The sequence below is a fragment of the Paenibacillus glycanilyticus genome (genome assembly GCF_023715145.1).
In the GTDB taxonomy this organism is placed as follows: domain Bacteria; phylum Bacillota; class Bacilli; order Paenibacillales; family Paenibacillaceae; genus Pristimantibacillus; species Pristimantibacillus glycanilyticus_A.
Genome location: NZ_JAMBNP010000001.1, coordinates 1,040,173 through 1,065,046, shown reverse-complemented (window position 1 = coordinate 1,065,046; position 24,874 = coordinate 1,040,173). Strand labels below are relative to the sequence as shown.

General features: G+C 46.1%; 22 protein-coding genes. 18 read left to right on the top strand and 4 right to left on the bottom strand.

The genetic code is table 11. The annotated features are described in order from the left end of the window. Positions 1 to 2: 2 nt before the first annotated feature. From M3194_RS04880 to M3194_RS04865, 4 genes are all read left to right on the top strand, one after another. Complete coding sequence (locus tag M3194_RS04880; protein WP_251652152.1) at positions 3 to 3,086, top strand: S-layer homology domain-containing protein; 3,084 nt, start codon at positions 3 to 5, stop codon at positions 3,084 to 3,086. 258 nt (positions 3,087 to 3,344) lie between these two features. Beyond that, entirely contained in the window at positions 3,345 to 4,496 is a 1,152-nt protein-coding gene (locus tag M3194_RS04875; RefSeq protein ID WP_251652150.1) for a HupE/UreJ family protein, read from the top strand. Between the two features lie 20 nt (positions 4,497 to 4,516). Continuing rightward, complete coding sequence (locus M3194_RS04870; RefSeq protein WP_251651973.1) at positions 4,517 to 5,806, top strand: outer membrane protein assembly factor BamD; 1,290 nt, start codon at positions 4,517 to 4,519, stop codon at positions 5,804 to 5,806. Next, positions 5,803 to 6,348 carry a HupE/UreJ family protein gene (locus M3194_RS04865; protein WP_251651971.1) on the top strand — a complete coding sequence of 182 codons (546 nt, stop codon included), beginning with the start codon at positions 5,803 to 5,805 and terminating at the stop codon, positions 6,346 to 6,348. The genes M3194_RS04870 and M3194_RS04865 overlap by 4 nt, the downstream gene beginning before the upstream one ends. 145 nt (positions 6,349 to 6,493) lie before the next feature. On the opposite strand, the gene M3194_RS04860 is transcribed toward M3194_RS04865, so the two are convergent. Next, positions 6,494 to 7,444, bottom strand: coding sequence for an alpha/beta fold hydrolase (locus tag M3194_RS04860; RefSeq protein WP_251651969.1), 951 nt, complete (start codon positions 7,442 to 7,444; stop codon positions 6,494 to 6,496). 327 nt (positions 7,445 to 7,771) lie between these two features. Between M3194_RS04860 and trxB the strand changes: the two genes are divergently transcribed. The 3 genes from trxB (at position 7,772) to M3194_RS04845 (ending at position 9,899) form a co-directional block, all read left to right on the top strand. Next, the gene (gene trxB, locus M3194_RS04855; protein ID WP_251651967.1) at positions 7,772 to 8,704 is read left to right on the top strand and encodes a thioredoxin-disulfide reductase; all 933 of its coding nucleotides are present in this window, start codon (positions 7,772 to 7,774) and stop codon (positions 8,702 to 8,704) included. A 46-nt stretch (positions 8,705 to 8,750) separates the two neighbouring features. Continuing rightward, positions 8,751 to 9,272: a thiol peroxidase gene (gene tpx / locus M3194_RS04850; RefSeq protein ID WP_251652148.1), complete on the top strand. Its 522-nt coding sequence runs from the start codon at positions 8,751 to 8,753 to the stop codon at positions 9,270 to 9,272. Between the two features lie 168 nt (positions 9,273 to 9,440). Continuing rightward, a complete protein-coding gene (locus tag M3194_RS04845; RefSeq protein WP_251651965.1) occupies positions 9,441 to 9,899 on the top strand; it encodes a MarR family winged helix-turn-helix transcriptional regulator in 459 nt (152 codons plus the stop codon). A gap of 481 nt (positions 9,900 to 10,380) precedes the next feature. Here the strand turns inward: M3194_RS04845 and M3194_RS04840 are convergent, their stop codons facing one another. After that, positions 10,381 to 11,070: a glycosyltransferase family 2 protein gene (locus M3194_RS04840; protein WP_251651963.1), complete on the bottom strand. Its 690-nt coding sequence runs from the start codon at positions 11,068 to 11,070 to the stop codon at positions 10,381 to 10,383. A 1-nt stretch (position 11,071) separates the two neighbouring features. Continuing rightward, entirely contained in the window at positions 11,072 to 12,100 is a 1,029-nt protein-coding gene (locus M3194_RS04835; RefSeq protein WP_251651961.1) for a glycosyltransferase family 4 protein, read from the bottom strand. Between the two features lie 168 nt (positions 12,101 to 12,268). Here M3194_RS04835 and M3194_RS04830 point away from each other — a divergent pair, with 168 nt between their 5' ends. The 11 genes from M3194_RS04830 (at position 12,269) to M3194_RS04780 (ending at position 23,815) form a co-directional block, all read left to right on the top strand. Then, positions 12,269 to 13,285, top strand: coding sequence for a sugar phosphate nucleotidyltransferase (locus M3194_RS04830; RefSeq protein ID WP_311289586.1), 1,017 nt, complete (start codon positions 12,269 to 12,271; stop codon positions 13,283 to 13,285). Next, on the top strand, positions 13,282 to 14,580 hold the full coding sequence (locus M3194_RS04825; protein WP_251651959.1) for a UDP-glucose dehydrogenase family protein: 1,299 nt from the start codon (positions 13,282 to 13,284) through the stop codon (positions 14,578 to 14,580). Before M3194_RS04830 ends, M3194_RS04825 begins: the two co-directional genes overlap by 4 nt. A gap of 718 nt (positions 14,581 to 15,298) precedes the next feature. Continuing rightward, positions 15,299 to 15,751 carry a VOC family protein gene (locus tag M3194_RS04820; protein ID WP_251651957.1) on the top strand — a complete coding sequence of 151 codons (453 nt, stop codon included), beginning with the start codon at positions 15,299 to 15,301 and terminating at the stop codon, positions 15,749 to 15,751. 178 nt (positions 15,752 to 15,929) lie between these two features. Continuing rightward, positions 15,930 to 16,346 (top strand): GNAT family N-acetyltransferase, encoded by a 417-nt coding sequence (locus M3194_RS04815; protein ID WP_251651955.1) that lies wholly within the window; start codon positions 15,930 to 15,932, stop codon positions 16,344 to 16,346. A gap of 283 nt (positions 16,347 to 16,629) precedes the next feature. Further along, on the top strand, positions 16,630 to 17,109 hold the full coding sequence (locus tag M3194_RS04810) for an RNA polymerase sigma factor (protein WP_251651953.1): 480 nt from the start codon (positions 16,630 to 16,632) through the stop codon (positions 17,107 to 17,109). Further along, the gene (locus tag M3194_RS04805) at positions 17,110 to 17,718 is read left to right on the top strand and encodes a zf-HC2 domain-containing protein (RefSeq protein WP_251651951.1); all 609 of its coding nucleotides are present in this window, start codon (positions 17,110 to 17,112) and stop codon (positions 17,716 to 17,718) included. Positions 17,719 to 18,456: 738 nt separating this feature from the next. Further along, positions 18,457 to 19,503 (top strand): stalk domain-containing protein, encoded by a 1,047-nt coding sequence (locus M3194_RS04800; protein WP_251651950.1) that lies wholly within the window; start codon positions 18,457 to 18,459, stop codon positions 19,501 to 19,503. A gap of 1,148 nt (positions 19,504 to 20,651) precedes the next feature. Further along, the gene (locus M3194_RS04795; RefSeq protein ID WP_251651948.1) at positions 20,652 to 20,936 is read left to right on the top strand and encodes a hypothetical protein; all 285 of its coding nucleotides are present in this window, start codon (positions 20,652 to 20,654) and stop codon (positions 20,934 to 20,936) included. A gap of 303 nt (positions 20,937 to 21,239) precedes the next feature. Next, a complete protein-coding gene (gndA, locus tag M3194_RS04790; protein WP_251651946.1) occupies positions 21,240 to 22,658 on the top strand; it encodes an NADP-dependent phosphogluconate dehydrogenase in 1,419 nt (472 codons plus the stop codon). A gap of 138 nt (positions 22,659 to 22,796) precedes the next feature. Then, positions 22,797 to 23,366 (top strand): SF0329 family protein, encoded by a 570-nt coding sequence (locus M3194_RS04785; RefSeq protein ID WP_251651944.1) that lies wholly within the window; start codon positions 22,797 to 22,799, stop codon positions 23,364 to 23,366. A 185-nt stretch (positions 23,367 to 23,551) separates the two neighbouring features. Next, entirely contained in the window at positions 23,552 to 23,815 is a 264-nt protein-coding gene (locus tag M3194_RS04780) for an ABC transporter permease family protein (RefSeq protein WP_251651942.1), read from the top strand. Between the two features lie 79 nt (positions 23,816 to 23,894). Here the strand turns inward: M3194_RS04780 and M3194_RS04775 are convergent, their stop codons facing one another. Beyond that, entirely contained in the window at positions 23,895 to 24,803 is a 909-nt protein-coding gene (locus M3194_RS04775) for an aldo/keto reductase (protein ID WP_251651940.1), read from the bottom strand. Positions 24,804 to 24,874 lie beyond the last annotated feature (71 nt).

The following is a 24,874-nucleotide window of genomic DNA, read 5'->3' as shown; positions in this document are numbered from 1 at the left end:
GCATGGAAGAAACCGAGCAGGGTTCCATCGTTCTGACTGCTAATGACGGAGAAGGGGATGACAAAGTGAAGGTTAAGTTAAAAGCCAAGTGGAAAGGTTTAACTCTGGCTCTATTTGTATGTACGGCTCTATTCACTATAGGTGCTTACAACGTGTCGGCTGACAGCACGATTATCAAGGGACCTTATTTGCTGTTCGAAGGACAGAACAGTTCGATGAGCGTCATGTGGCAGACAAGCGACAACCAGCCGAATACAATCAAGTGGGGGACGGATACCTCTTATTCATTAGGGGAACAGTCCGTCGAAACCTATGGTGCGGACAACCAGCACAAGTACACCATCACCGGGCTGCAGCCTGGTACGAAGTATTACTATGAGGTGGAAGGTCAAGCCGGCTCGTTCGTCGCCGCACCCGCGGATGACGCTACTTCCGTGAAGTTTCTCTCTTACGGAGACAGCCGTACCCAACCGGCTTATCAGGATCAGGTAGCCGACCTGGCTCGGAAGGCGTATACCGAAGACCCAGCCTACCAATCCATTCTCTTGAACAGCGGGGATATTGCATCAAGCGACTCCGAAAGCAACTGGACCGCTCAATATTTCGTTCCTGAATCTGCCTATCCGCAGATGCATGCTCTCCAAACAGAGGTGCCAATGATGGGGGCAAGGGGTAATCATGAGGGCGTTGGCTCCGTTTATGAGAAGTACTACCCGTATCCCTATGTGGAAGACTTCTACTGGTCCTTCGATTATGGTCCGGTCCATGTTTCGGTAATCGACGAATATGCGGACTTTAAGGAAGGCTCCGCGCAGTATAACTGGCTGGAGAACGATCTTGCCACTACGGACAAGCCATGGAAAATCGTAATGGGCCATCAGCCTGCCTGGGGCGCCGGTACGCACGAGAACAATACCGATGTTCAAGAATACATTCACCCTCTCCTGAAGAAGTTCGGGGTACCGCTTTATCTGAACGGACACAATCATAACTATGCCCGCGCTGAAGTTGACGGGATCGAGTATCTGACTTCCGGCGGCGGCGGCGCTCCATCGTACGATGTAGACCCAAGCTGGCCGAATATCGTCAAGGCCGATAAATCGTACTTCTTGACCTTGTTCGATGTTCAAGGGGATACGATGAAAGTGACCTCCAAGCGGATTGACGGCACGGAAATCGAGACGATCACGGTTCACAACACACCGCAGGAAGCTCTGGATATTGCCAAGGCAACTCTTACTGCGGATAAAGATACGCTGCAAACGGACGTTTCGGACAGCAGCGTTAAGCTTGGTCTAACGGCTATTGACAGCCATGATGCCAATGTGGATCTGTCGAATGTCAATAAGAGCTACAAAACGGATAAACCGGATTTAGTTTCCATTACTTCGGACGGAACAGTCACCGTTAAGAAGAAACCCGTGTTTAATGAATCGGTTCAGGTTTGGGCCGAGATCTATAACGCAGGCGAGATTGTGAAATCCAATACGGTAACGATCAATGTCAAAAATCCGGACGGGCTGGCCGAAGCAACGCTTGCATCGGATCACGATACGTTGACCGGCGATGCGAATTCTTCCGCTAAGCTAAGCTTAACGGCGAAGGACAATTTGGGAGCGGCCATGGATCTTTCTTCGGCCGAGGTCAAATACACTTCCAGCGCCGATGATATCGTAGCTATCTCTGCTGACGGCATTGTTACGGTGAAAAATAAACCTCTTCGCGCTACGTCCGTATCGATTGAGGCGGAAGTAACCGTGCAAGGAAAAACCGTTAATAGTAATAAAGTATCCATCCTTGTCGGTTCGTTGCCGAATGGAGATTCCCATTTGCTCGTATCGCCATTAAAAAGCCCATATGACGATATGGAAGAACGTGCGGACGGTTCGCTCGATATGGATAGTTCCGACTTGGAAATTGTACAGGAAGATAGCGTGCAACAGATCGGACTTCGGTTTGCGGGTCTGAGTCTTCCTAAAGGGGCAAAGATTGTTGACGCCTATGTTCAGTTTTCCGTTGATGAGCCGGACAAAAACCTTAATCCGTTTGACGTGAGCATTTATGCGGAGGCAGTTGCCAATTCGCTTCCGGATAAACCGGGCAATATTTCTTCACGTGTGAAGTCAAGCGAGTTTGTAAGCTGGAAGGATATACCGGAGTGGACAGTGGAGCATGAATCCGGTCCAAATCAACAAACTCCTAACCTGGCATCCTTGGTTCAGCAAATCGTAAATATGGATGACTGGAAGGAAGGGAATGCCATGACATTCCTTCTCACCGGTAAAGGTACAAGAACCGCTGAGTCTTTTGAAGGCGCAGGCAGCAACGCGGATCAAGTCGCACATCTTTATGTTGTTTATACAACAGAGGGAACAGACGACGGCGGCGGAACCCCAGGCGGCGGAACACCGGGCGGCGGTACACCGGGAGGGGGCACTCCAGGTGGAGGCACTCCAGGCGGCACACCGGATAACGGTGGTACTTCGGGTAACGGTGGTACGGGCAACGGCGGAAATCCTGTCATTCCGGCTAACCCGTTCAAAGACGTCGACTCGCATTACGATTGGGCGAAAGACGCCATTTCAGTGCTAGCCGATAAAGGCATTATTAACGGCACGACATCCACAACCTTCGAGCCGGGCAAGCAAATTACGCGAGCCGATTTCATGGAAATGCTCGTTCGCATGCTGGACCTGAAGGCGGACGTGACGTCCAACTTCAGCGACGTGAAATCAAGCGACTACTACTATCAAGCGCTTGGCGTCGTTAAGGCGCTTGGCATCGCGAAAGGTACGGGCGACAACGAGTTCAATCCGCGCGCGAACATCTCGCGTCAGGACATGATGGTTCTCATGAGCCGCGCGATGGAAGTGACCGGCAAGCTGGCCATGAGCGGCGATCCGGCAGAGCTGAACGGCTTCAAGGATAAATCGAAGCTCGCGCCTTATGCGGTCGATGCGGCTGCCGATATGGTAAAAGCGGGCATCGTTCAAGGCAACGCTTCGGCGCTGAATCCGACGGGTCAAGCAACGCGGGCGGAAACCGCGCAAATGATCTACCGTCTCTATCTGTTGCTGCAGAAGTAAGGCAGCCTGAATAGTTAAACCAGAAGCATAATTAATCTAAATGGCGGCGTGAGGGTGTCTATCCTTTCGCCGCCATTGTATGTTTTGAATTTGCAGCCTTAGGAATTTACGAGACCTTAATATGAAATTAACGTTCGGCACACATTTATTTAATAGTATTAATAAGTAGGTACAAAGATATTGGTTTCAGCCTGATTTGCCTACTGGCAAGTGGTTATGGGCCGCATCCTAACATAATGAAGAAATGAGTGCATCGTGATGCTTACAAAAGGGTTCAGAAAACTAGCGGCATTGATCCTGGGAATTGCCTTATTGCTTATCGGAGTTACTCCCGTTTTTGCTCACGACATGTACCTTGGAGCATCGAAATGGGCTTTTGGCAAGGATCGAATCTTGTCCACGATAGAGCTCGACCCCGCTATATTCCAACAATTGAAAGGGATTAAGGAGCTTGGATATGACCTTGAGAATCTGAACGATGAACAGCTTGGCGTTATAACGGGCGACATTCTTCAACCTTATATCGACGAGAAGCTGTCTGTTTCCATCAATGACCGAGAATATCCGATAAAGGTGGACCACTTAAAGAGAGAAGGAACATTTTGGGTTATCTGGCTGAGAATTAATGATGTCCATTTTGATTGGACAGAAAATAAAGTAAAAATTAACTACCATCTATTAAATGAAGAAACCAAGGGCCAGCATGTGAATATTGGCTATATCTATTATACCGATGCGGATGACGATTCGGTTCAGGGGGTCTTCGACAAGACCCAGCCGGATTTGCAGTATATATTCGATTCCAACCATACCGTATGGGAATTTTCCGACAAATCCGCCGCATTTTTGTCTGAGATCTCTACCTATTTCATGCTTGGAATCAAGCATATCTTAACCGGCTATGATCATATCGCTTTCTTGCTTGCTTTGATTGTGATTGGACTATCCGCGAAAGAGGCTTTAAAAATTATTACGGCGTTTACGGTGGCGCACAGCATTACGTTGCTGCTGGCAGCCTTGCATATCGTCAATCTCAACTCCAGGTTTGTCGAGAGCGTCATTGCTTTATCCATCTGTTATATCGCGGTGGAAAATCTGTTCATGAAGCAGATCAATTATCGGTGGCTGGTTACCTTTATGTTCGGATTGGTGCATGGCTTCGGATTTGCCAGCGTGCTTCAGGAATATGTCGCGGACAAATCGAATCTTGTTCGATCCGTCGTTTCATTTAATGTGGGCGTAGAATTCGGACAGCTGTTGATTCTGTTCATCACGCTTCCGCTTTTATATGTGATAAAGAAAAAATTCTCTCTTCGAAGAGTAACCGTGGTATCATCCGCAGCCATTTTTATTGTTGGATTCCTTTGGTTCGTCGACCGGATGTTCAATTTGCATCTTGTACCATTCTAAGAACAGGAAGAGAGAATCTCATGAAGAAAAGAATGCTACTTGCTTCAATTCTGACGACTATCATGGCCTTCCTTACAATTTCAGGCACCAGCTTGGCTCAAAGCAGCTCCGATGACATCGCACGCGAGTACAGCAAAAAAGCGAACCAATTTTTTGCTGCCAAGGATTACGAACAGGCGGCTAAGACGCTGGACGAGCTGCTCGATAAGGAACCGGATCTGAATAATGAAATGGTGTACAAGCAGTTGACTCATATCTACGACGATTACTTGTTTGATTTTGAGAAGGCGTTGTTTTTTTACGAACAATATCTGAACCGCTTCCCCAATGGTATCTTTTCGAAAGATTTTCAGGACAGAATAGCTTATCTCAAGGAAAGACGATCCGAATGGCCGATCATGCAACGTTTTAGAAGCATTCAGCTCGAAGACGACAATATGACCGTGCAGGAAAGTTTGAAGGAAGTGGAGACCATTCTTTCGCAGCATGCGGACTCGGAGCTTGCGCCCGATATGCAGCTCTACTTGGCTAACAAGTATTTTGAAACCTCCGAATACAAAGAGGCGGAAGAGCATGCGGAAAAATACATGGACGGCTTCGGCAAGCCCAGTCTGTCAAGTGAGGATAAGTCCTCAGCCTTGCAGTTGTATGCCGACATCCTCCTTAAACAGCATCGTTTCGGCAAGGCCATTCGGGCTATTGATCAGGCAATTGCGTTGAACGGACCGGGTGAAGACTTTAATTACGCGTTGAAAAAAAGCGAGATTATTAAGCAGCGTAACATGCTGTATGCCTTTATTGGTTCTCTTCTGTATGCTCTAACGGTGGTTGTGATGTTGATTTCGCTTCGATTTTGGCGGTATTTTCATTTACGCAGCTATGCAAGTCAGCTTGCCAGGCCGTTGCAGCTGCTTGCCCTCGTTACGCTTGGTCCTATGTTAACCTTGTTTATCACGCGAGAACCGGACACGAACATTCGATTTTTCTGTTGGCTGTTTGGCTTAGCCGTCTTTTTCGTGATCGTTACAAGACTATTTGCTCCGTTCTTCGAGAAATCAGGCCGAGTCGCTTATATTGGCCTAAGTGTCTTGCATATAGCGGCCGCTTCGTTCCTGGCTTATTACTTGACGATTTACAGCGGAAGGCAGACAAGCATTAACGCGTTAATAGAAATTTATGCCGATCCGCTGACAACGCTATTCAAATGGTTAATGTGGGGTTCAATCCTTGCGATTTTATTAATCAGTGCCGTTTCCAGTTTTGCTTTCTCCAAAAAAATGAATGGCTCATCAGGAGGGCTCATAAAGTGATTTCATCTTTCTTTCCGTTCTTGAGACTAGGCATGGAACATATATTAACCGGCTATGATCATTTGTTATTTATCTTTTCTTTGTTAATTGCAAGGCAAACGATTAAACAATACGCGGCGGTTATTACGGCGTTTACCGTCGCGCACTGCTTAACCTTGACCTTAACGGTGCTTGACATTATTAACGTACCGGCTATTATCGTGGAACCGGCGATTGCCCTTAGTATTTGTTATGTTGCTATCGAGAATATTTTCAAGAAAAATGTGAAGAAGCGTTGGATGATTACTTTTGTATTCGGGTTAATTCACGGAATGGGATTTGCCGATTTATTAAAAGGGATGCATTTGGCGAAAAACTATTTAGCGTTTAATATATTTAGCTTCAATTTAGGAATAGAGATCGCTCAGCTGGGAATTCTTGCAATCTTGCTGCCGCTTCTTCTTTTGATTCAGAAATGGAGATATTCAGCAAGAGTAGTCCATATATGTTCAGCGATCGCTTTTTTATTAGGTGGCTTATGGTTGACCGAAAGACTACTTTAACGAAACGAATCGCATGGGTTCTGGTTAAATCATTGAAGATAACCGTGTAAGGGATCGGAATTCTGAGCCGGTTAAAACTTAATCGCAAGAGAATGGAAAACCCCGCCGAGCATTCGGCGGGGTTTTTAGGCAACTTGGAACTTGCTTACGATTTGACAAACTTGACGATTTCATCGTTGAATTTGTCTTTTTCTTCAAAGAAGAGACCGTGACCGCTATTTTGGAACGGGATAAGCGTGGAATTCTGAATGCCTTTATGCAGCTGTTCCGCTATAACGAACGGTACCGCCTTGTCGTGAACGCCGTGCAAAATGAGCGTAGGGACTTTGATCGTTTTCAGGCCTGCGCGCAGATCCGTTTCCGCGACCGATTGTATGCTTTCAATCGTCGCGCGTGGATCTGAGGATTGTCCCATTTGATCGAACCATGCCCGGAAAGCCGGGCTTGGTTGTTTGTAGAAGAAGTCGTCGCCGAAGCTTTTCAGCATGTTAGGGCGGTCCGCATTTAGGCTGGCCACGATGTTATCGATATCTTTCTTCGTAATTCCGTATGGATAGCCTTCGCGCTGGCTCCAGCTAGGGGAAGCGGCTCCGAACAGCATCAGCTTGGACACCGCATGTCCTTTATGTCTAATCATATAGTTCGTCGCTACCGTGCCGCCCATCGAGAATCCGGCTAGTGTCACATCCTTTAATTCAAGCTTGTCGATGACCTGGCGCACGTCGTCCGCGAAGGTATCCATATCATAACCATCATAAGGGTGATCGGACTTGCCGAAACCACGCAGATCTATTCCGATGAAGCGAATTCCTTTTTTAGGCAATACGGTTTGTTGGTATTCATACATTTCGTGATTGGCCGGCCATCCGTGGATGAAGACCACGGGTTTACCTTCGCCTACGTCCTCGACGTACAGCTTTACGTTGTTTCCGACCGTTACGTAGTGGCCGCTGCTCGTATTCACAACGCCGGATGAATAATGCTGCGCATCCGCGACATGCGGTCTTATAAGGCTCGTACCGATTCCTGTTCCCGTACCAATAAGTGCAATTGCAAGCGACAGCGTCAATACTTTTTTGCTTTTCAACGTTTTCATCATCATTTCCTCCTCAAAGTTGTGGGTTTTGCGATCCGTCTGTTCTACCTCACCTCGTGGTAAGTTTTGGTTGGTTTGCTCCTTTATAATATTTGTGCACAAATGGTTTGTCAACAAATTAATTTGGAGAAATTCGGTTTGGTGCGAGCTTTAATGTAGAAATAAAATGATCCGAATATTTAGTATATAAAACATGGTATTTTGGTACCGACAATCTAATTGTTTAAAATTAATTTGTTGACAAACTAATTTGGAGGGGGTATGATCAATGCATAAAGTTTGTGAACAAATGATTAGTTGGCAAACGAAATCGAGGAGGAAATCATAATGCATCATCAAACGGTTATTATAGGAACGGGTCCTGCGGGATTAACGGCGGCCATCTATTTGGCTCGGGCGAATCTGTCACCACTCATTATTGAAGGATCGCAGCCGGGCGGACAACTTACGACAACGACAGAAGTCGAGAACTTTCCCGGTTTTCCGGAGGGGATCACGGGGCCAGAGCTCATGGAGAATATGCGGAAGCAAGCCGAGCGATTTGGAGCACGAATTCAATCCGGCTACATAACCCGGGTGGATGTATCGAAGCGTCCGTTCACGTTGTACTTGGAAGGCGGCGGCGAAATCACGGCGGACGCGGTAATCCTATCGACCGGCGCATCCGCGAAAATGGTCGGCATTCCCGGCGAAGTCGAGAATATCGGCCAAGGGGTTAGCACCTGTGCAACCTGTGACGGATTCTTCTTCAGAAACAAGAAAATCATTGTCATCGGAGGCGGCGATACCGCGATGGAGGAGGCGCAATTTTTGACGCGATTTGCTTCCGAGGTCCGCCTTGTGCATCGCAGAGAAGAACTTCGTGCATCTAAAATCATGCAGGACCGTGCCCGCGGGAACGCGAAAATCGAATGGAGCCTTAATTCGACTCCGCTCGAAGTGGTAGCCGGTGACAAAGGAGTAACCGCTCTTAAAGTCCGCAACAACGCCACAGGGGAAGATGAGCTTCTAGAAACGGACGGCATCTTCCTTGCGATTGGCCATCGTCCGAATACCGGATTCTTAGGCGGCCAGATTCAAACCGACGAGCACGGCTATGTGAAAGTCGTTCCGGGAACCTCCCGTACGAATGTTCCCGGCGTATTCGCCTGCGGAGACGTCATGGATCCGATTTACCGCCAGGCGATTACCTCGGCAGGCAGCGGCTGCAAAGCGGCTTTGGATTGCGAAAGCTTCTTATTCGAGCACAGCAGTAATTAACATGGACAGCAAGAAAAAAACTAATTATCTAATGGAGGTTATTATGATGACACAAGAACGTACTGGTATTGCAACAATTGGCGGACAACCGATTACATTAATGGGACCGGAATTGAAAGTCGGGGATAAAGCGCCTGCTTTCACTATTAACAAAGACCTTATGACTGAAGTCAGCCTTTCCGACTACGCAGGCAAAATCAAGCTTATTTCCGTCGTACCTTCGCTAGATACCGATGTATGCGACGCGCAAACACGCAGGTTTAATCTAGAAGCGTCGAAGCTCGGAGATGACGTGGTCGTTTTGACTATTTCGGTTGACTTGCCGTTTGCGCAGAGCAGATTTTGCGCGACCGCCGGCATTGAGCGCGTTGTTACCTTATCGGACTACAAATACCGTTCCTTTGGCGAGGCCTATGGCGTCTTAATTAAAGAATTGCAGCTTGATCAACGGGCGATCTTTATCGTCGACGCCGACGATACCATCCGCTACGTCGAATATTTGAGCGAACTGTCGGATTCTCCAAACTTCGATGCCGCTTTGTCAGCCCTGCGCGGTGTTACAGAATAAGTAACTCTAGACCTGGAAAGCCCTTTGACAATTGTTGCTCATAGGGCTTTCTCTATTTTCTAATCCGATTTCTGTCAAGCGACTAGGAAGCACATTGTTTTTTTGGAAAAGGGAATGTAATATGAAGGACAATGGGCTGAAGATAAAACGTAAGAGGAGGGATAATCAATGAAACAAGATAATAAGGGACCTCATATACCGTTGGATGCTCATTTGTGTTTTTCGTTATATGCATGTTCAAGAGCAATTTTTCGCATGTACCGACCGTTGCTGGACGATTTGGACTTAACCTATCCGCAATACTTGGTTTTGCTTGCTCTATGGGAGCAAGAAACGATGTCGGTCAAAGATATCAGCGATCAATTAGTCCTGGATTCCGGTACATTGACACCAATGCTGAAGCGCATGGAAGCAGCGGGACTTCTACGGCGAGAACGTTCGAAGGAAGATGAACGCGTCCTGCATATCCGGATTACCGACAAAGGAATTGCGCTCAAAGATCAAACGATGTGCGTACCGATGTCGCTTCTAGAAGCAAGCGGGATGACCGAAGCGGAAATCGGAGTACTTAATAAAACGATCCAGAAGCTGCTTTATCAGATAAACGAAAAATCATTGGAGAAATAAGATCCCTCTCGGAAAACAGCGTACTCATGGTTCATGAAGCCTGAGTATGTCTAGTTGACCGGAGGGATTTTATCTGTCATTAAACGATATTCAAATGAAACATTAAGACATGTATGGTCGAGTTGAAAGGGAGCGATCTTCATGTTGAAGTTTCGTCGTATGAGTATCCGATTCCTAAGAATGGTTTGAAATTGATAAAAAATTTGAAAGATTATGTATGGAGAGAGCACGGCATTACGCTTATAAGTTTGCGGCTTATTGATGATAATGACGACGCTTCAAACGGTAGAGAAGTGTTGACTAATGAGGAACATTAGCACAATAAACCGCCTTATTCAACAAGGCGGTTTTCTTATGCTTAAAAATCAACATCAGAGTTTAACATAGCCATCTGTTAAAATAAGAAATGCGGCCATCTTCGTAATCCAAGGGGCTGCATTTCAAGAGGGGGATGTGTTTTGATTTGTCGGTACCTGTATCCCTAATTTACGTACCGTCTGTAATCCTTCGTCCTGCGAACAAGCCTGCAGTGCGACATATAGAGGCGTGTGCTTTTCTTTTGCGTATGACTGTTCGTATTCCTTCTTCTAATGCAAACATAATGCCGCTTGGATACCGAATACACGCGAAAGCCTCTGCGGATGCACCGCCCAACCCAGCCGGAATCCGTGCCGACCTTTTTGAACTCGGGAAACGGGACACGCTTCCAGACCGACTTCCGAAAGACCAACGTGCCGCCCTTTATGCTGCGCGCGTATTTCCTTTCTCCCCCCCTGCGGAAAACCATCAGCGAACGAGTTGCCTCAAAGTAAACGTAAGAGGTATGTTTCCCCACGATGGACGCTTTGCCGCTTTTGATTGCACGGGCAGTTTCACGCAAAAATTTGGGCCCGTAGTAATCGTCATCGTCAAACTTGGCGATGATGCCGTCCTGGGCCATATTGATGGCGTAGTTCAGGCATTTGCCGAGCTTGTATTCCTGGGGAAGCTGGATCACTCTCACTTCGTTCTCCGGATATTGGCTTGCCCTTTCCTGATAGAGTTCGATATCCATTTTATCGTTATTCAAGACAATAATCATTTGTTTGTCCTTCCAAACCTGCCGATCGTAATTGTCGAATACATTATCAATGAATGAGGATCTCATCGTACATGCGATTACGGTGATCATCTTACTTGTCATCTCCATTCGGCGCAGCCAGAAGCTTGGCTTCGCGTCGGTTCCATAATGTATTTTTTTTAATTTTGTACAGTTTATTATCGATGATTTTTTGGTACAAACTTAAGAATCGATCCGTCATGATGTGGTCGGAGTAGCGGGTTCTGGCATAACGTCTGCATTCGCTGGCTTTGGGCAGCCTCTTCTTGCGGTATTTAACCTTCATCGCCATGTCGGATGTCGTTCTGCATAGGAGCTGAGGCATTCCTTTAAGCACCTCGGCAACGCCGCCTTTCTTGAAGCCTAGTACGGGCGTGCCGCTGGCCAGCGATTCGATGAGGACTAGTCCGAAGGGTTCATCCCAAGTCGACGTGAACAGGACGCAGCTTGCGTTGGCGAGCAGCTCGCGTTTGCGGTCTCCGCCGACAGGGCCGATATAACTGATTTTGCTGCCCAGATGAGGTTTGATTTTAGCATTGAAATAGGCTTTGTCGTTCATTGTGCCGGCAATGATAAGCCGCATGCCTGTTTTTTTGGCAACCTTAATGGCGAGGTGTACGCCTTTTTCCTTGATTAATCTTCCCATGAAGAGCAGGTAGTTTTGTTTGTCTTTCGTGTAGGTGTAATCCTCCATGCGGATACCATTATGGACGGCATAGCCTTTTCGTTTTCCGTATTTACGGAGGATGAATTTGCTGACGTATACCCGAAGCTGCACGTCTCCCTTGATCCCTTTGGAATGGGAATTGCTGATAGTCGGAATAGGCGGGTTCGCTTTCGCAACGATACCGTAGTGATCGTGTATGATATCCACGTCTGGCGGGAGGTTTTTAATAATAAAATCCAGCTGCTTTTTCGGATCATCCGACTCATATTCGAACGTTTGGGTCGCATTCGAGGTTGAGCCTTTCTTAGCAAACAGAAACACTTCATGCCCCCGGTTGACCAACTCTTCCGTTAAATAATGCACGTCGCGCTGCGTGCCTCCGTAATCCTTCGGAGGTACAGGAATCGTATTCGTCGATATTTGAGCAATTCTCAAATGTCTCTCAACTCCTTAGGTCCATATCTTCCCATAGGCATTCCTTGTAGGATATGAATGGACTCCTGTGCAGGGCACGGCGCTTTCACCAATTCCAGCGTCCTAATTTAATCCGCGTACAGTATACGCCCATACCAAGTGAAGGTCATTTTAATAGAATAATAGAAGTTGATAGAAAGAGGTGAGAAGCCGTTGAAGGGATTGATTCTCTGCGCAGGAAAAGGAAGCCGTTTATATCCGTTTACCAATAATCGGCCAAAGACGCTTATACCTGTCGCAAATACGCCCCTGTTGCAATTATCAATCATGAAATTATTGGAGCTTGGAATAGATCGTATCGGCATAGTTATTCATCCCACCCAAGAAGCCGACATTCGCGGGCGATTCGGCGAAGGAGAAGCATTGGGAATCGCGATTACGTACATCTACCAGCAAGAGCCCAAGGGGATCGCGAATGCGCTGAAACAAGCGGAAGGCTATATATCAGGCGAAGCATTCCTGCTTCTTCTGGGGGATAATTTGATTTCCGCTCCGCTATCCGATCTGAAGAACGATGTCGAGCTTGGCGGTGTACAAGCGTCCTTATTGCTCGCGGAAGTTGCAGAACCACAGGATTACGGCATAGCGGAGATCCAAGATTCGCGTATCGTAGGCCTGGAAGAGAAACCGGAGCATCCGAAGTCTAATTTAGCGGTAATAGGAGGCTACGCGTTTACGAATGAGATCTTTGGCGCCGTTAACGAAATTACTCCCTCTAAACGGGGCGAGTACGAAATAACGGATGCGATTCAGTGGTTAATCGAGCAGCGGCATGTCGTCGCTTACCATGTTACGGACCAATTAAACATTGACGTCGGTACGAAGGATCGTTGGCTGCTGGCTAATCGGAAATTGCTGAACGCGGAGGCATTACAGAAACGGGTGCACGACTCTGTCCGGATGGAGCGCTGCACAATCGTAGAGCCGGTATCGATCGATAAGGACTGCGTGCTGAAGGATTGCCGGATCGGCCCTTACGTTTCGGTGGGTGCGGGCTCCAGGATAGAAAACTGTCATATCGAGAATAGCATCATTTTGAATGGGGTTCATATGAAAGATCTCCCATTTCCTATTAAAAATGTCATTATCGGTGAACATTCCATTGTCGCTGGGGGACTGATTGATAAAGAGGTGAAGGAGCCTTGAAAATTCTGATTATCGGTACGGGCTATGTAGGGGCCACGACCGCAATGGTTTTTGCCGAGATCGGCTGGCAGGTAACCGGACTTGATATCGATGCGGGCAAAATCGAACGGCTGAGGCAGGGACGCTTGCATTTTCATGAACCTGGCCTTGAAGACCTGATTGCCAAGCATGTACGAAGCGGCCGCTTGCAGTTTACGACGGATAAAAAAACCGCCATCGAAGAACACGACGTTATTTTCCTTTGCGTCGGAACGCCATCGCTGCCGGATGGAAGCGCAGACCTGCGCTATATTGGGCAAGCCGCCGAGGATATCGGGCGTTCCATGAAAGGCTATAAACTTGTCGTCACCAAAAGCACCGTACCCGTCGGAACGCAGGAGCAGATCAAAAAGTGGATAGAAGCGGCGCAGCAATTGACCTATCCCTTCGATGTTGCTTCCAATCCCGAATTTCTGAGAGAAGGCAAAGCCGTCGAAGACGCTTTGCGGCCCGACCGTATCGTGATCGGTACCGATAGCCAGCGGGCAACGGAGCAGCTTCAGAAGCTGTACTATTCTTTTGCGTGCCCTTGGATTGTAACCACGCCGAGGACCGCAGAGCTTATCAAATATGCATCCAATTCGTTTCTCGCAACTAAAATATCGTATATGAACGAGCTTGCGAGACTCTGTGACGAGCTGGAGGTCAACGTAAAGGAGATTGCCGAAGGGATGGGCCTTGATCCTCGGATCGGGTCAAGTTTTCTGCAAGCCGGCCTGGGGTACGGAGGTTCCTGTTTTCCTAAGGATGTCTCTGAATTGGTTATGACTTCGAGAAAGCATCATGTAAATCTTCGTATCTTGGAGGGAGTCATAGAAGTCAACCGCACGCAATACGCCTATTTGCTCGACAAGGCCCGGTCGCGGCTCACGGGCTTCGCGGACAAAACCATTACGATACTGGGGCTTGCGTTCAAGCCGGATACAGACGATATTCGGGAAGCGCCGGCTATACGGATCATTGATCAATTGTTGCTCGAACAGGCCAACGTTCAATTGTTTGATCCCATTGCGGCTTTACCGGCGCACGCTTCCTACAAGGCGGTGAAGGTCTGTACGTCGGCCGAAGAAGCATTAAGAGGCGCGGATGCGATTATACTATGCACGGAATGGCCCGAGTTCGGACAGCTGGATTGGAAGAAAGCAAAGGCGTTCCTCGGGCAACCCAACTTCTTTGACGGGCGCAATATGATGGATGCTAAGCGGATGCGAGAAATTGGTTATTATTATCAGGGCATTGGCAGCGGTACTACTTGACGATCTCGAAAGTAAACCCAAACCTCTTTAGTAGTATAAAAAAAGTGAAGTTATTCTTTTAGTGATCATTAAGGTGCCCTGTACCCAAATGATCACTATTCATGTTCTTTATTAGTTGATCAGAAGAGTTGGAGGAGCCTCGAAAGAAATGATGTTTTTATATAATACAAAAAAAACGCCAGTTTAAGACAATTGTCTTAAACTGGCGTTTTATCTTATTAATCGTTTTATTCAAATGAGGTGAGGAGTTCTTGGTTTAAAATCTCCAGGATCCTTTCCAGACTCAAATTGTTACTTATGATTCGAAAATCGATCAAACCAAAAAACTCTCTTGGTGTTTCGTCAATGATGGGACCAACGTTAGATGGTTCATAACAGACTTGTAAAACTTCGCATCCTCTAATGGAATATAAAATGTTGGCAGCAGCGTTTGTCAGTTCATTATCCAGCTTTAATGTAAACCTCGTGTTGTCTAAAAGGATGCTGTGACTCAAAAATATCCCCCTTTATTTGTAAATTTTTATAGGGGTAGTATATCACGAGTACTTTCATAATGTAAGTGTTTGCAAAAATTAAATAGGACTAAAGTCATGGTTGGAGATCGAGACAAATAATAGGCAGGAGATAATATCGTAACTCCGAATTGTTAAAGTATAAGGTTTATCTTTGTTATCATGAACGGTGACAAGATTTTTGTTTATATAAGGAGATGAAAACTATGGAAAAAAACAAAGTACTAAGAATGGACAATGTTGGCATCGTTGTAGAATCTCTTGATAAAGCAATTTCTTTTTTTGAGGAGATTGGCTTGAAGCTCGAAGGGAGAGCTGCAGTCGAAGGTGAATGGGCTGGTCGCGTAACCGGGCTCGGTACACAGAATGTAGAGATTGCTATGATGGTTACCCCAGATGGTCACAGCCGGCTTGAACTATCGCGATTTCTCAACCCACCTACGATAGCAGATCACCGAACTGCTCCTGTAAATGCCCTCGGTTATCTCCGCGTCATGTTTACCGTTGAAGACATTGAGGAATTGGTATCCAGACTTCTTAAGCATGGCGCTCAGCTCGTTGGCGAAGTAGTTCAGTACGAGAACTCGTATAAGCTCTGCTACATTCGCGGAAGCGAAGGACTTCTAATTGGTTTGGCGGAGCAGCTTGGTAATAAATAAAGAACGATAGTTCACAACAATAAGCCGGCAGCAGATCAGTGATCCGTTGCTGGCTTTAATTGAAGTAGAGAGCAGTTAATCGTATAACATACAAATTCGACAAATGACAGTCAATGACATTGAGACCATACATCAAGTCTTTCAGCATAACGGGATTGAACGGCAGGTGGATGACATCATGAAATGCTGGGAAGAAAATCAGTCTGGTGAAAAAGTAACCTTGCTAGCTTTTTACGATGGCCGGTTCGCAGGAAGCTTACATCTTATTTCAACTTCGTATTATCCGCCCTTTGTTGATCAAGGGATACCCGAAATTAATGATTTTAATGTCATTGGACCGTTAAAAAGACTTGGTATCGGCAATAGGTTAATGGATGCGGTTGAAAAGATAGCGTTCGAGAAGTTCGGCAAGGTCGGAGTTGGGGTGGGAATGCATCACTACTACGGGCCAGCACAGCGTTTGTATGCAAAACGGGGATATGTGCCAGACGGCAGAGGGCTCATTTATCATAATGAAGTAGTGATGCCATTTGTTAACGTTTGTGCAGATAACGATTTGATCTTGTACATGACAAAGGACCAGAAATCAAGTTGACCACAAAATATACATAGTAGTATATAAAGACAAAACCACTCCTGACAAATGGAGTGGTTTCTTTGCATAGAACCTACTATTTAATCAAATTAAGCAAGATTCTAAACTATTATCCTCGATGCTTCCAATGATATCGACTAGATGCCTAATTATGGTATGGTTCAGTGTAACGGCTCTATCAGCGGGAATGCAAAAAGACTTTGTGATACGTATATTATAAAATTTTATCTCAATTGTAACGAACTATCAATTTATTGGATATATAGTCGAAGGGAGTGAGAAAGTGGCGGAGGATATAGAAAAAATCTACAAAAGTTATGCAGATAGCGTCTACCGATATTTACTTAGCCTCACTCATGACGAAGATTTGGCTGAGGAATTAACGGAGGAAACATTTTACCGCGCTGTTTACTCGATTCATACTTACAACGGCTCCTGTAAAATAAGCGTTTGGCTTTGCCAGATCGCTAAGCACGCGTGGTATCAGGAACTTGGGAAAAGGAAAAGGAATTCAAACCAAGAGCTGCACGAAGAAATCCCTTCTCCGAATAGGTCGCCGGAAGAAGCCCTCCTGTTCCAAAGCAACAAAATGGACTTGTATAAAGCCATTCACCAATTGAGTGAGCCAATGCGAGAAATAGTACATATGCGTATATCCGGTGAATTTTCCTTCGCAGAAATAGGTGAAATACTAGGCAAAAGTGAAAATTGGGCACGCGTTACTTTCTACCGAGCAAAACAAAAAATGATGGAGGTAATATAAATGATCAAATGCCATATTGTCCAAGATCTTTTGCCAAGTTATATAGACGGCTTGCTCAGCGCGGAAACTGAACATGACCTCCAGCAACACTTACAGGAATGCGAAGCATGCCGTGAGCTACTTGCTAAACTGTCCACTTCCATAGACAACGCCAATTTACATGTAAATAAGAAGGAAATTGATTTTTTGAAAAAAGTGCGAAAAAAAGCAACGAAGAAAGTGGTTACGGGATTAACAGTACTCCTGCTGGTTTTTGCGCTGTTTACTTACCTTATGGCCATTGGCTCGCCTATCTCCAAGAAAGATCTCATCTATAACACGAGCGTTGAGGGGGACTTGTGGCAAATAAATATGGAGCTTACGAACGGAAAAGCCTTGCTTGTAAAAACAGAACCGATTTATGGAAAAAAAGACAGAAATGGTATTAAGCCTATTGTTGGTGTTCTTGTAAAACCTCGCGAATTGCTGCCGTCACCGATCTTGGAAAGCGACAATACCTCCTTTATGTTTGGCAGCACGATCGAGAGCTTCAACAAGGGGGATTATAAAGTCATTCTTCGGTTAGGAGACGGTGATATTGTTTTTACATCAGATAACTATGACAGGTAATGGGAGAATATAGATCAAATCGGTAAGCTGATGCCCATTCGTTGCCAAACCCATGGGGTCGGCACACATAGGGGGATTGCCAATCAGATTCTCATCACCGGGAAAACAGACCCAATTGTTTGTGCCCTGACGCAGGATGATCAGATTGCCGTCTGCATTCACTTCAGCAACAGTTGCCTCTTTGGTAATGTGTTGTGGAATCCTATCTTCCTTACAAGATATTGCAGACAGTCGTCATGTAATAGTGTGAAGGCATAGCCAACAACAGCAAGTAAAAGGACCCGCAGTGGCGGATCCCTATAACCACAAAATATAAAATTAGATATGTGATGGAGCTGTCGATTCTAAGTCGGCAGCTTTGTTGCGTTAAACGGACAGTTTAACTCAAAAGAGTAAGTAACAGCTGGTTTTATTGAGCTATTGTTCCGACGTCATTAGTTTTCTCCAGAAATCCATTTCAAATACACACGTTGGACACAGGAACCTCCTATACTTCAACTTGTAAGAACAAATGGAGGTGCTGGCCGATGTTAAGAATGCTACATTTCAGGTAATCCGGTTGTAGCATAAGGTTAAAACAAAGGGTCCCATCGTCAGCACGGATGCTGACCGTTATCCTTATTCTGATTAAAATGCAGCTCAATTAGGTCATTTGAAACCTTTAAGGTTGAAGGCTCGTTTAGTAGTAAACTAATTTATATTGAAGGGGTAATACCCTCTACGAAAGGGATGTTATATATGAAATTTATACAACAAAAAAGAATTGGGTTAGCCCTTGCTACGGCATTATTAGCTTCTCCGTTGGTCCTGTCACTGCCAGCAGGTCAAGTAGCTGCGGCTGCAACCAAAACGAAATTCACCATCACGGATCAATCTTTTAGCATTGAGGGAGTTAAGAGTAACATTGGTACCATCAACAGCGACGGCTCCACTTATATTGCTTTGCGAAACTTGAATAAGGCGTTAGGATTAGGAACAAATTTTGATAAAACGACTCAAGTGGTTACCGTTACCGGGCACAGCCGGACCATGAAGCTGGATCTGAAAAACGACACCGCGAGCTTAAACGGACAACTCATTAATGGTTTGCATGTAATCACACAGGATAATACGACATATCTGCCATTACGCTCTTTATTGGAACGCATGGGTTATGAAGTGACGTACACATCAGGTTCTAAACAAATCGGCATTAAGGTTATTGCCGAGAACAAGTTGACGATCCAAGCCCACTCGTTAAGCGATAACAGCGGCGGCAAGAAGCGTTTGGTTTATTACCCTGTCATTTCTGGTATGGGAAATACGGAAGTACAGACCAAAATCAATGCGCTGTTGAAGCAAGAGGCTGAGAAGACAATAGCCTTAGCAAGCCAGCATAACGAGTATGACACCATCAGCAACAGCAATCTTAAGGGAGCTTTCGAAGTTACGTACAACGAAAAAGGAAAGCTTAGTCTTTACACTTATTACAGCATCGATTCAGGCGGAGCGCATGACCTCCACACGCTCATTCCTCACACGTTTGATCTAAACACGGGGAATGAACTCACCTTAAAGGATGTGACCGAAGGCAAGGCGAATTATGTTACGATCATTAACGATCAGATCAAAAAACAAATTAAAGACCGTAAGCTTGAGGTGATCACGCCTTTCAAAACCATTAAGGCAGATCGCGACTTTTACCTGAGCCATACCGGAGTAGTCATTTACTTTACAGAAGGTGAGTTAATGGGAGCTGCACAGGGCTTGCCTAGGTTCGTTATTCCTTACTCGGCATTTAAATAAGGATTTATTATTAAGAAAACAGATATTGGGGAGTAGTTTGCCAACATGGCAACTGCTCCTTTTTGATTAATATGTAGCATTCCTATGTCGAAGCAGAAACTTCCATAGGTGAGATTGTGAGAAGCAAGGCTGGGAACAGTAACAACATTCCATAAAAGCTCCTCAATTATTCAATTCAAAGCAGTAGCTCAAACAATAAACCGGTTAGACAGCCGCCAGTTAACCCTCCATCTGGTCCGATAATCTCCTAGTCCCAAAATCCCTTTATGTGGTAAAATATGGCGGTGCTGTAATATGGACCGGAAGGAGTGTGCCAGCCATGGACTCGAATAGACTTAAATCCTTGCGCGTGAAACAACTCATTTTCATCAATGCCTGTCTTTGCATCTCATTCCATTATCCGGCGGTCTCTTTCTTGTTCTACAACCGTCACCTAGGGATATTTATCGTATAGGCGTTTTTTTATATGGGGTTTTGTTGCTTTTCGAATTTTGGAGCCTCTTTTTTCCGAAGCATCTTCTCTTCATGCACAGCCCCCGGTTTATGCGTGAAATTGCGGAATATGAGCGGAATAAGTTAGGCAAGAAGCAAGATCGAAAAGGGCGGATTGTGAGACTATTTGCCTTAACGTTCTTGCTAGTGAATCAATTGGTGACCTTTACTCGCATAAGGAATGACAGTCCCATGCAAATTCGGGAGGTGTCCGGGTATTGGACGATTATAGCTATTCTAGTTTTAATCTTTGCCTTATTGGGCAACGCGGCCATCCTATACCGCATTCACAAAATCGATAAAACAGAGCAGGGGCAATTCCGCTGGTTTACCCTTAAATCGTTGGCACTGGGAGTTATCTTAGGTCTGGCCTCTGTGGTTCTTTTGAGTATAGGGTTTGGAATCGTGTTGAATTAGTTACGTCCGTCGGGTGTTTTCTGATGAACAAAAGGGCAGATTTCCAATGCTTCAAAACTCGTTCCTTTAAATTGAATTAATAATGACCTTTAGAGCAGTTACAGTACACGGTAATTATCCCGTCTGTCAAACCGCAGAAACATTGGAGGCTATCGCCTGCCGGGTCAAGCGTACAGGCCGTATTACACCGCTGTGAATACAATGAGTTGTAATCCAAACCTGGAAGGGGATAATTTACAGTGAACCGTAACTATTACATGGGTAATGTAGGTAGTATGAATGAAGCTAATTTTTGTCCCGATTGTCCAACGCAAACGATCTATGATCCTCCAATTATCCAATACGAAAACTACTACCACCCACAGCTTGTGAAAGTCATTCAAAATATTGAAACGGTGAAGCAACATCATTGTTGTCCTGTTTATCAGCACTATTACACGCATACGGAGAAAAATGTTATGGTGTCGAGCGTGAAAAGCGGGAAACAAGTTAAAGCATCGTCCAAGAAACGTTCGAAAAAATAGACCTAAATGATAATGAAGACCCGTAAGAATGGACACTTATCGTCCATCTTGCGGGTCTTATGTTTGTTAAGTATGCTTTATGACCGGCGGTGACTTTTCCTCTGAGTTTCAGTCTTTGATAAGAACGTTTGTTAACTACATAATGCCACTAAGGTGATTGGGATTAGCGGCGCGTTTTAGGTCATAGACCACATCTATACCAACCCTAAAATTTATTAATTTGGTATATGGTTTGATTTCATATTATAGTGGAGCTATCAAAGAGCAATAAAATACTTCGCATCATATTGGAGGAGATTACAAATGAGCAAGAATCAAATCGGCGTGGTTGGATTAGCCGTAATGGGCAAAAACTTGGCCCTGAATATAGAAAGCAAAGGCTTTACGGTAGCCTTGTATAACCGTTCTCCGGAAAAAACGAAAGAACTTCTGGCCGAAGCACCAGGCAAGAACTTTGCGGGCACCTACAGCATCGAAGAATTCGTACAGTCTCTGGAGGTACCTCGCAAAATTTTAATTATGGTTAAAGCGGGAGCACCAACGGATGATACTATCAATCAGCTAGTGCCTCATCTCAGTCCTGGAGATATCATTATCGACGGTGGTAATGCTCACTTCCCGGATACGCAGCGCAGAAACCAACAATTGGAGGCTCAAGGCATTCGTTTCATTGGGGCAGGGGTTTCCGGAGGCGAAGAAGGAGCGCTCAAAGGGCCGTCTATCATGCCCGGAGGCCAGCGTGATGCCTATGATCTTGTAGAGCCGATTCTGACCGCCATCTCCGCCAAAGTGAACGGCGATGCTTGCTCGACTTATATCGGGGAGGGCGGCGCCGGCCATTATGTCAAAATGGTGCATAACGGCATTGAGTACGGGGATATGCAGCTGATCGGCGAAGCTTACCATCTGCTCAGAGACGTGCTGAATGTGGATGCTGACGAATTGCATAGCATTTTCAGTAAATGGAACGATGGAGAGCTGGACAGTTATCTAATCGAGATTACTTCGGATATTTTCTCCAAGAAAGATCCGGACACTGGCAAACCAATGGTGGACGTAATCTTGGATTCGGCCGGCCAAAAAGGAACTGGCAAATGGACCAGCGAAAGCGCGCTTGATCTCGGCGTCCCGCTTTCGATCATAACGGAATCCGTCTTTGCCCGGTTCATTTCTGCAATGAAAGAGGAACGCTTAGCAGCAAGCAAAAAGTTGAGCGGTCCCGCGTCACAGAAATACGAAGGTGAGCGTGATGAATTTATTGAAGCCGTAAGACAAGCTCTGTATGCTAGTAAAATCGCTTCTTACGCGCAGGGATTTGCTCAGATGAAGGTTGCCTCGGAGCATTACGGTTGGAATTTGAATTATGGCAACATCGCCATGATTTTCCGCGGAGGCTGCATTATCCGAGCAGGCTTCCTGCAAAACATCAAAGACGCATACGACAGGGATCCGGCGTTGAACAACTTATTCTTAGACGAATATTTCGGCGGCGTCATCGAAAAATACCAGGAAGCGTGGCGTAAAGTCATTGCGATCGCGGTAACCAGGGGTATTCCTGTTCCGGCATTCTCTTCGGCGCTTGCTTATTATGACAGCTACAGGACGGCAAATCTGCCGGCCAACCTGCTTCAAGCACAACGGGATTACTTCGGTGCCCATACGTTTGAACGGGTGGATCAAGATGGAAGCTTCCATTTCCAATGGTTGCAAAGCAACAACTAATTCATAAACGCAATTGATTATTTGAAGCCAAACGGGAGAATTCCGTTTGGCTTTTTCATGCAAACATATGGAACTAGTATGAACGTTGTGTTGTTTATTGTATGATTAGGTATTAAGATTCGAACATGGGAGGAAGACATGTCCTGGAGTAAATTGAAGCAACAACTGGAGAGTTTTCTCTGTCCAGCCTTATTGGGGAAGGTCGAATATATTGCGACAAGCTACCGTTATTTACCCGATAAAGCAGGACTTAGCTATATCGCTGTAGATAAAAAGAAAGTATTTAACATGAATGACGGAACAACATTCATCAGATGGTATCAGACGGAGCTCGAGATTAAGAATGATCCCAATATCCAAATTCCCGTTACCAACGAAGAAATCGAAGCGGTCAGAAAGGATACAAAAGGACAAGTTCCGGAAGATCGGCTAAAAGTTATTGCCAGAGGCAGAAAAGTATCCGTATACGCAAAGGAGCTTTTAGCCGCACAGACCTCATTAAGTAAATCAGACTTTGTAGCGGAAGCTAATAAGTTTTTATCCCGCCCTATAGAGGAAAGCTTGGAGAGCAAAGATATCCTATTTAATATTCTGGCTTTGGTGGACAGGCGGGTTGGCAAAAAGCGCCTCTTAAACATGAGCGAGAAGGTAAAGCTAAAGCATCCAATCGTTCAGTATTTCTATGAATTACGGCTTCGTACGTTATGACAGCAGCCGGAAGAATGATTTAAGCTTTCGGTTTATTTACTCACCTTAGGAATCCGTATGAGACGCACGTACCTTCACCAACAACGCTCTCGATCTGTACGGACGCATGGCTTCCGAACAAATGCTCCAGCCGCCTCTTCGTATACATCGACGGCTGTTCGGATCTCGGGATCTTCTTCCGGATCGTGCTGGCCTTTATTTATCCGGCAGTAACCACGCTGTCTCTGCTTGTCTTCCTCTGGTCGTGGAATAACTACTTGCTGCCGCTGATCGTCATTAACAAGCCGGAAATGTACACGATTCCTCCCGGCATCACGACGCTTGGTTCGGCGTACAGAACCGATCTCGCGGCGCAAATCCTTGGACTGTCGATCGGAACGCTGCCGGTGCTCGTTCAATTCGCCATCGGCTCGAAAAGCTTCTTTCGAGGGTTACGGCTGGATCGGTGAAGGGATGACGTCGAAGCTTCTTCATATATAAAAATAGCACGAGCCTCCGGAATCTGAATTCCGGAGGCTCGTTTATGATTTAATTCGCGATTGCGGTCCGACCGATGGCATCCAGGCGTTTCTTCGTTTCCTCGTAGACGTCGCTAGGAAGCGGGCCAAGCTCGGCGAAGCGGAGATTTTCCGCCAAGTGGACGGGATTCTTGGTGCCGACAATCGTTGTCGTCATGGAAGGGTGGGACAAGGTGAAGCGCAGCAGAAACCCGGTACGCTGCTCGCCATGTTCCAATAAATCGTCGAGCTTTGCTTGCTCCCATGCGCTCCAGCGATCCTCCGAGCCGCGCCCGATGCCCGGTTCGCCTTGGCCAACGCCGCCTCGTACGATGATGCCGGCTCCCGTATCAGCAGCTTTCGAAATCCATTCCTCATGCTCGCGTTCCAGAGCGGAGTAGGGCAGCTGGAACGTATCAAACGTTCCCCAGTCCACGAAGGGAGGAAGGTTCGGAAGGTAAGAGGATACGCCGATGTAACGGGCTTTGCCGCTTGCTTGAATTTCCCTCAGCACGTCAACCAGCTCGCCTTCCTCGGCTTGCTGCACCGTTGGTCCATGCAGCTGCAGGATATCGACATAGTCGGTTTTCATGCGTTTTAAGCTCGTATCGATATTACGAAGCAGATTATCGCGCGTCCAAATATGGGAGGTCTCGTCATGATCGCCGCGGTTTGTAATACAGCAGCCGCATTTCGTAGCCAGGATGTATTCGTCCCGGCGGTGGCTGATGAAGCGGCCAATGAATTCCTCGCTGCGGCCATAATCGTAAGAGGTATCAATCAGGTTGATGCCTGCATCCAGCACGGCATGCAGGATGCGCCCCGCATCGGCGACCTCGATTGGTCTTCCGCTCCATACGCGCGGGCCGCGAATTTCCATGGCGCCGTAGCTTAATTTCGTGACTTGTAATCCGGTTCGGCCTAATATCGCTTTGTCCATCCTTGCAGCTCCTTTTCCCATTTTATAACATCTAAGTTGTTTATATCATTAGAAGGATAGACTGGCAACCG

Excerpts from the sequence above, each read along its gene's own strand:
- trxB (WP_251651967.1), top strand. The coding sequence starts at position 7,772 with ATGCATCATCAAACGGTTATTATAGGAACGGGTCCTGCGGGATTAACG.
- M3194_RS04840 (WP_251651963.1), bottom strand. The coding sequence starts at position 11,070 with ATGATCACCGTAATCGCATGTACGATGAGATCCTCATTCATTGATAAT.
- M3194_RS04875 (WP_251652150.1), top strand. The coding sequence starts at position 3,345 with ATGCTTACAAAAGGGTTCAGAAAACTAGCGGCATTGATCCTGGGAATT.
- gndA (WP_251651946.1), top strand. The coding sequence starts at position 21,240 with ATGAGCAAGAATCAAATCGGCGTGGTTGGATTAGCCGTAATGGGCAAA.
- M3194_RS04785 (WP_251651944.1), top strand. The coding sequence starts at position 22,797 with ATGTCCTGGAGTAAATTGAAGCAACAACTGGAGAGTTTTCTCTGTCCA.
- tpx (WP_251652148.1), top strand. The coding sequence starts at position 8,751 with ATGACACAAGAACGTACTGGTATTGCAACAATTGGCGGACAACCGATT.
- M3194_RS04815 (WP_251651955.1), top strand. The coding sequence starts at position 15,930 with ATGAAATGCTGGGAAGAAAATCAGTCTGGTGAAAAAGTAACCTTGCTA.
- M3194_RS04860 (WP_251651969.1), bottom strand. The coding sequence starts at position 7,444 with ATGAAAACGTTGAAAAGCAAAAAAGTATTGACGCTGTCGCTTGCAATT.
- M3194_RS04880 (WP_251652152.1), top strand. The coding sequence starts at position 3 with ATGGAAGAAACCGAGCAGGGTTCCATCGTTCTGACTGCTAATGACGGA.
- M3194_RS04805 (WP_251651951.1), top strand. The coding sequence starts at position 17,110 with ATGATCAAATGCCATATTGTCCAAGATCTTTTGCCAAGTTATATAGAC.
- M3194_RS04800 (WP_251651950.1), top strand. The coding sequence starts at position 18,457 with ATGAAATTTATACAACAAAAAAGAATTGGGTTAGCCCTTGCTACGGCA.
- M3194_RS04845 (WP_251651965.1), top strand. The coding sequence starts at position 9,441 with ATGAAACAAGATAATAAGGGACCTCATATACCGTTGGATGCTCATTTG.
- M3194_RS04775 (WP_251651940.1), bottom strand. The coding sequence starts at position 24,803 with ATGGACAAAGCGATATTAGGCCGAACCGGATTACAAGTCACGAAATTA.
- M3194_RS04870 (WP_251651973.1), top strand. The coding sequence starts at position 4,517 with ATGAAGAAAAGAATGCTACTTGCTTCAATTCTGACGACTATCATGGCC.
- M3194_RS04820 (WP_251651957.1), top strand. The coding sequence starts at position 15,299 with ATGGAAAAAAACAAAGTACTAAGAATGGACAATGTTGGCATCGTTGTA.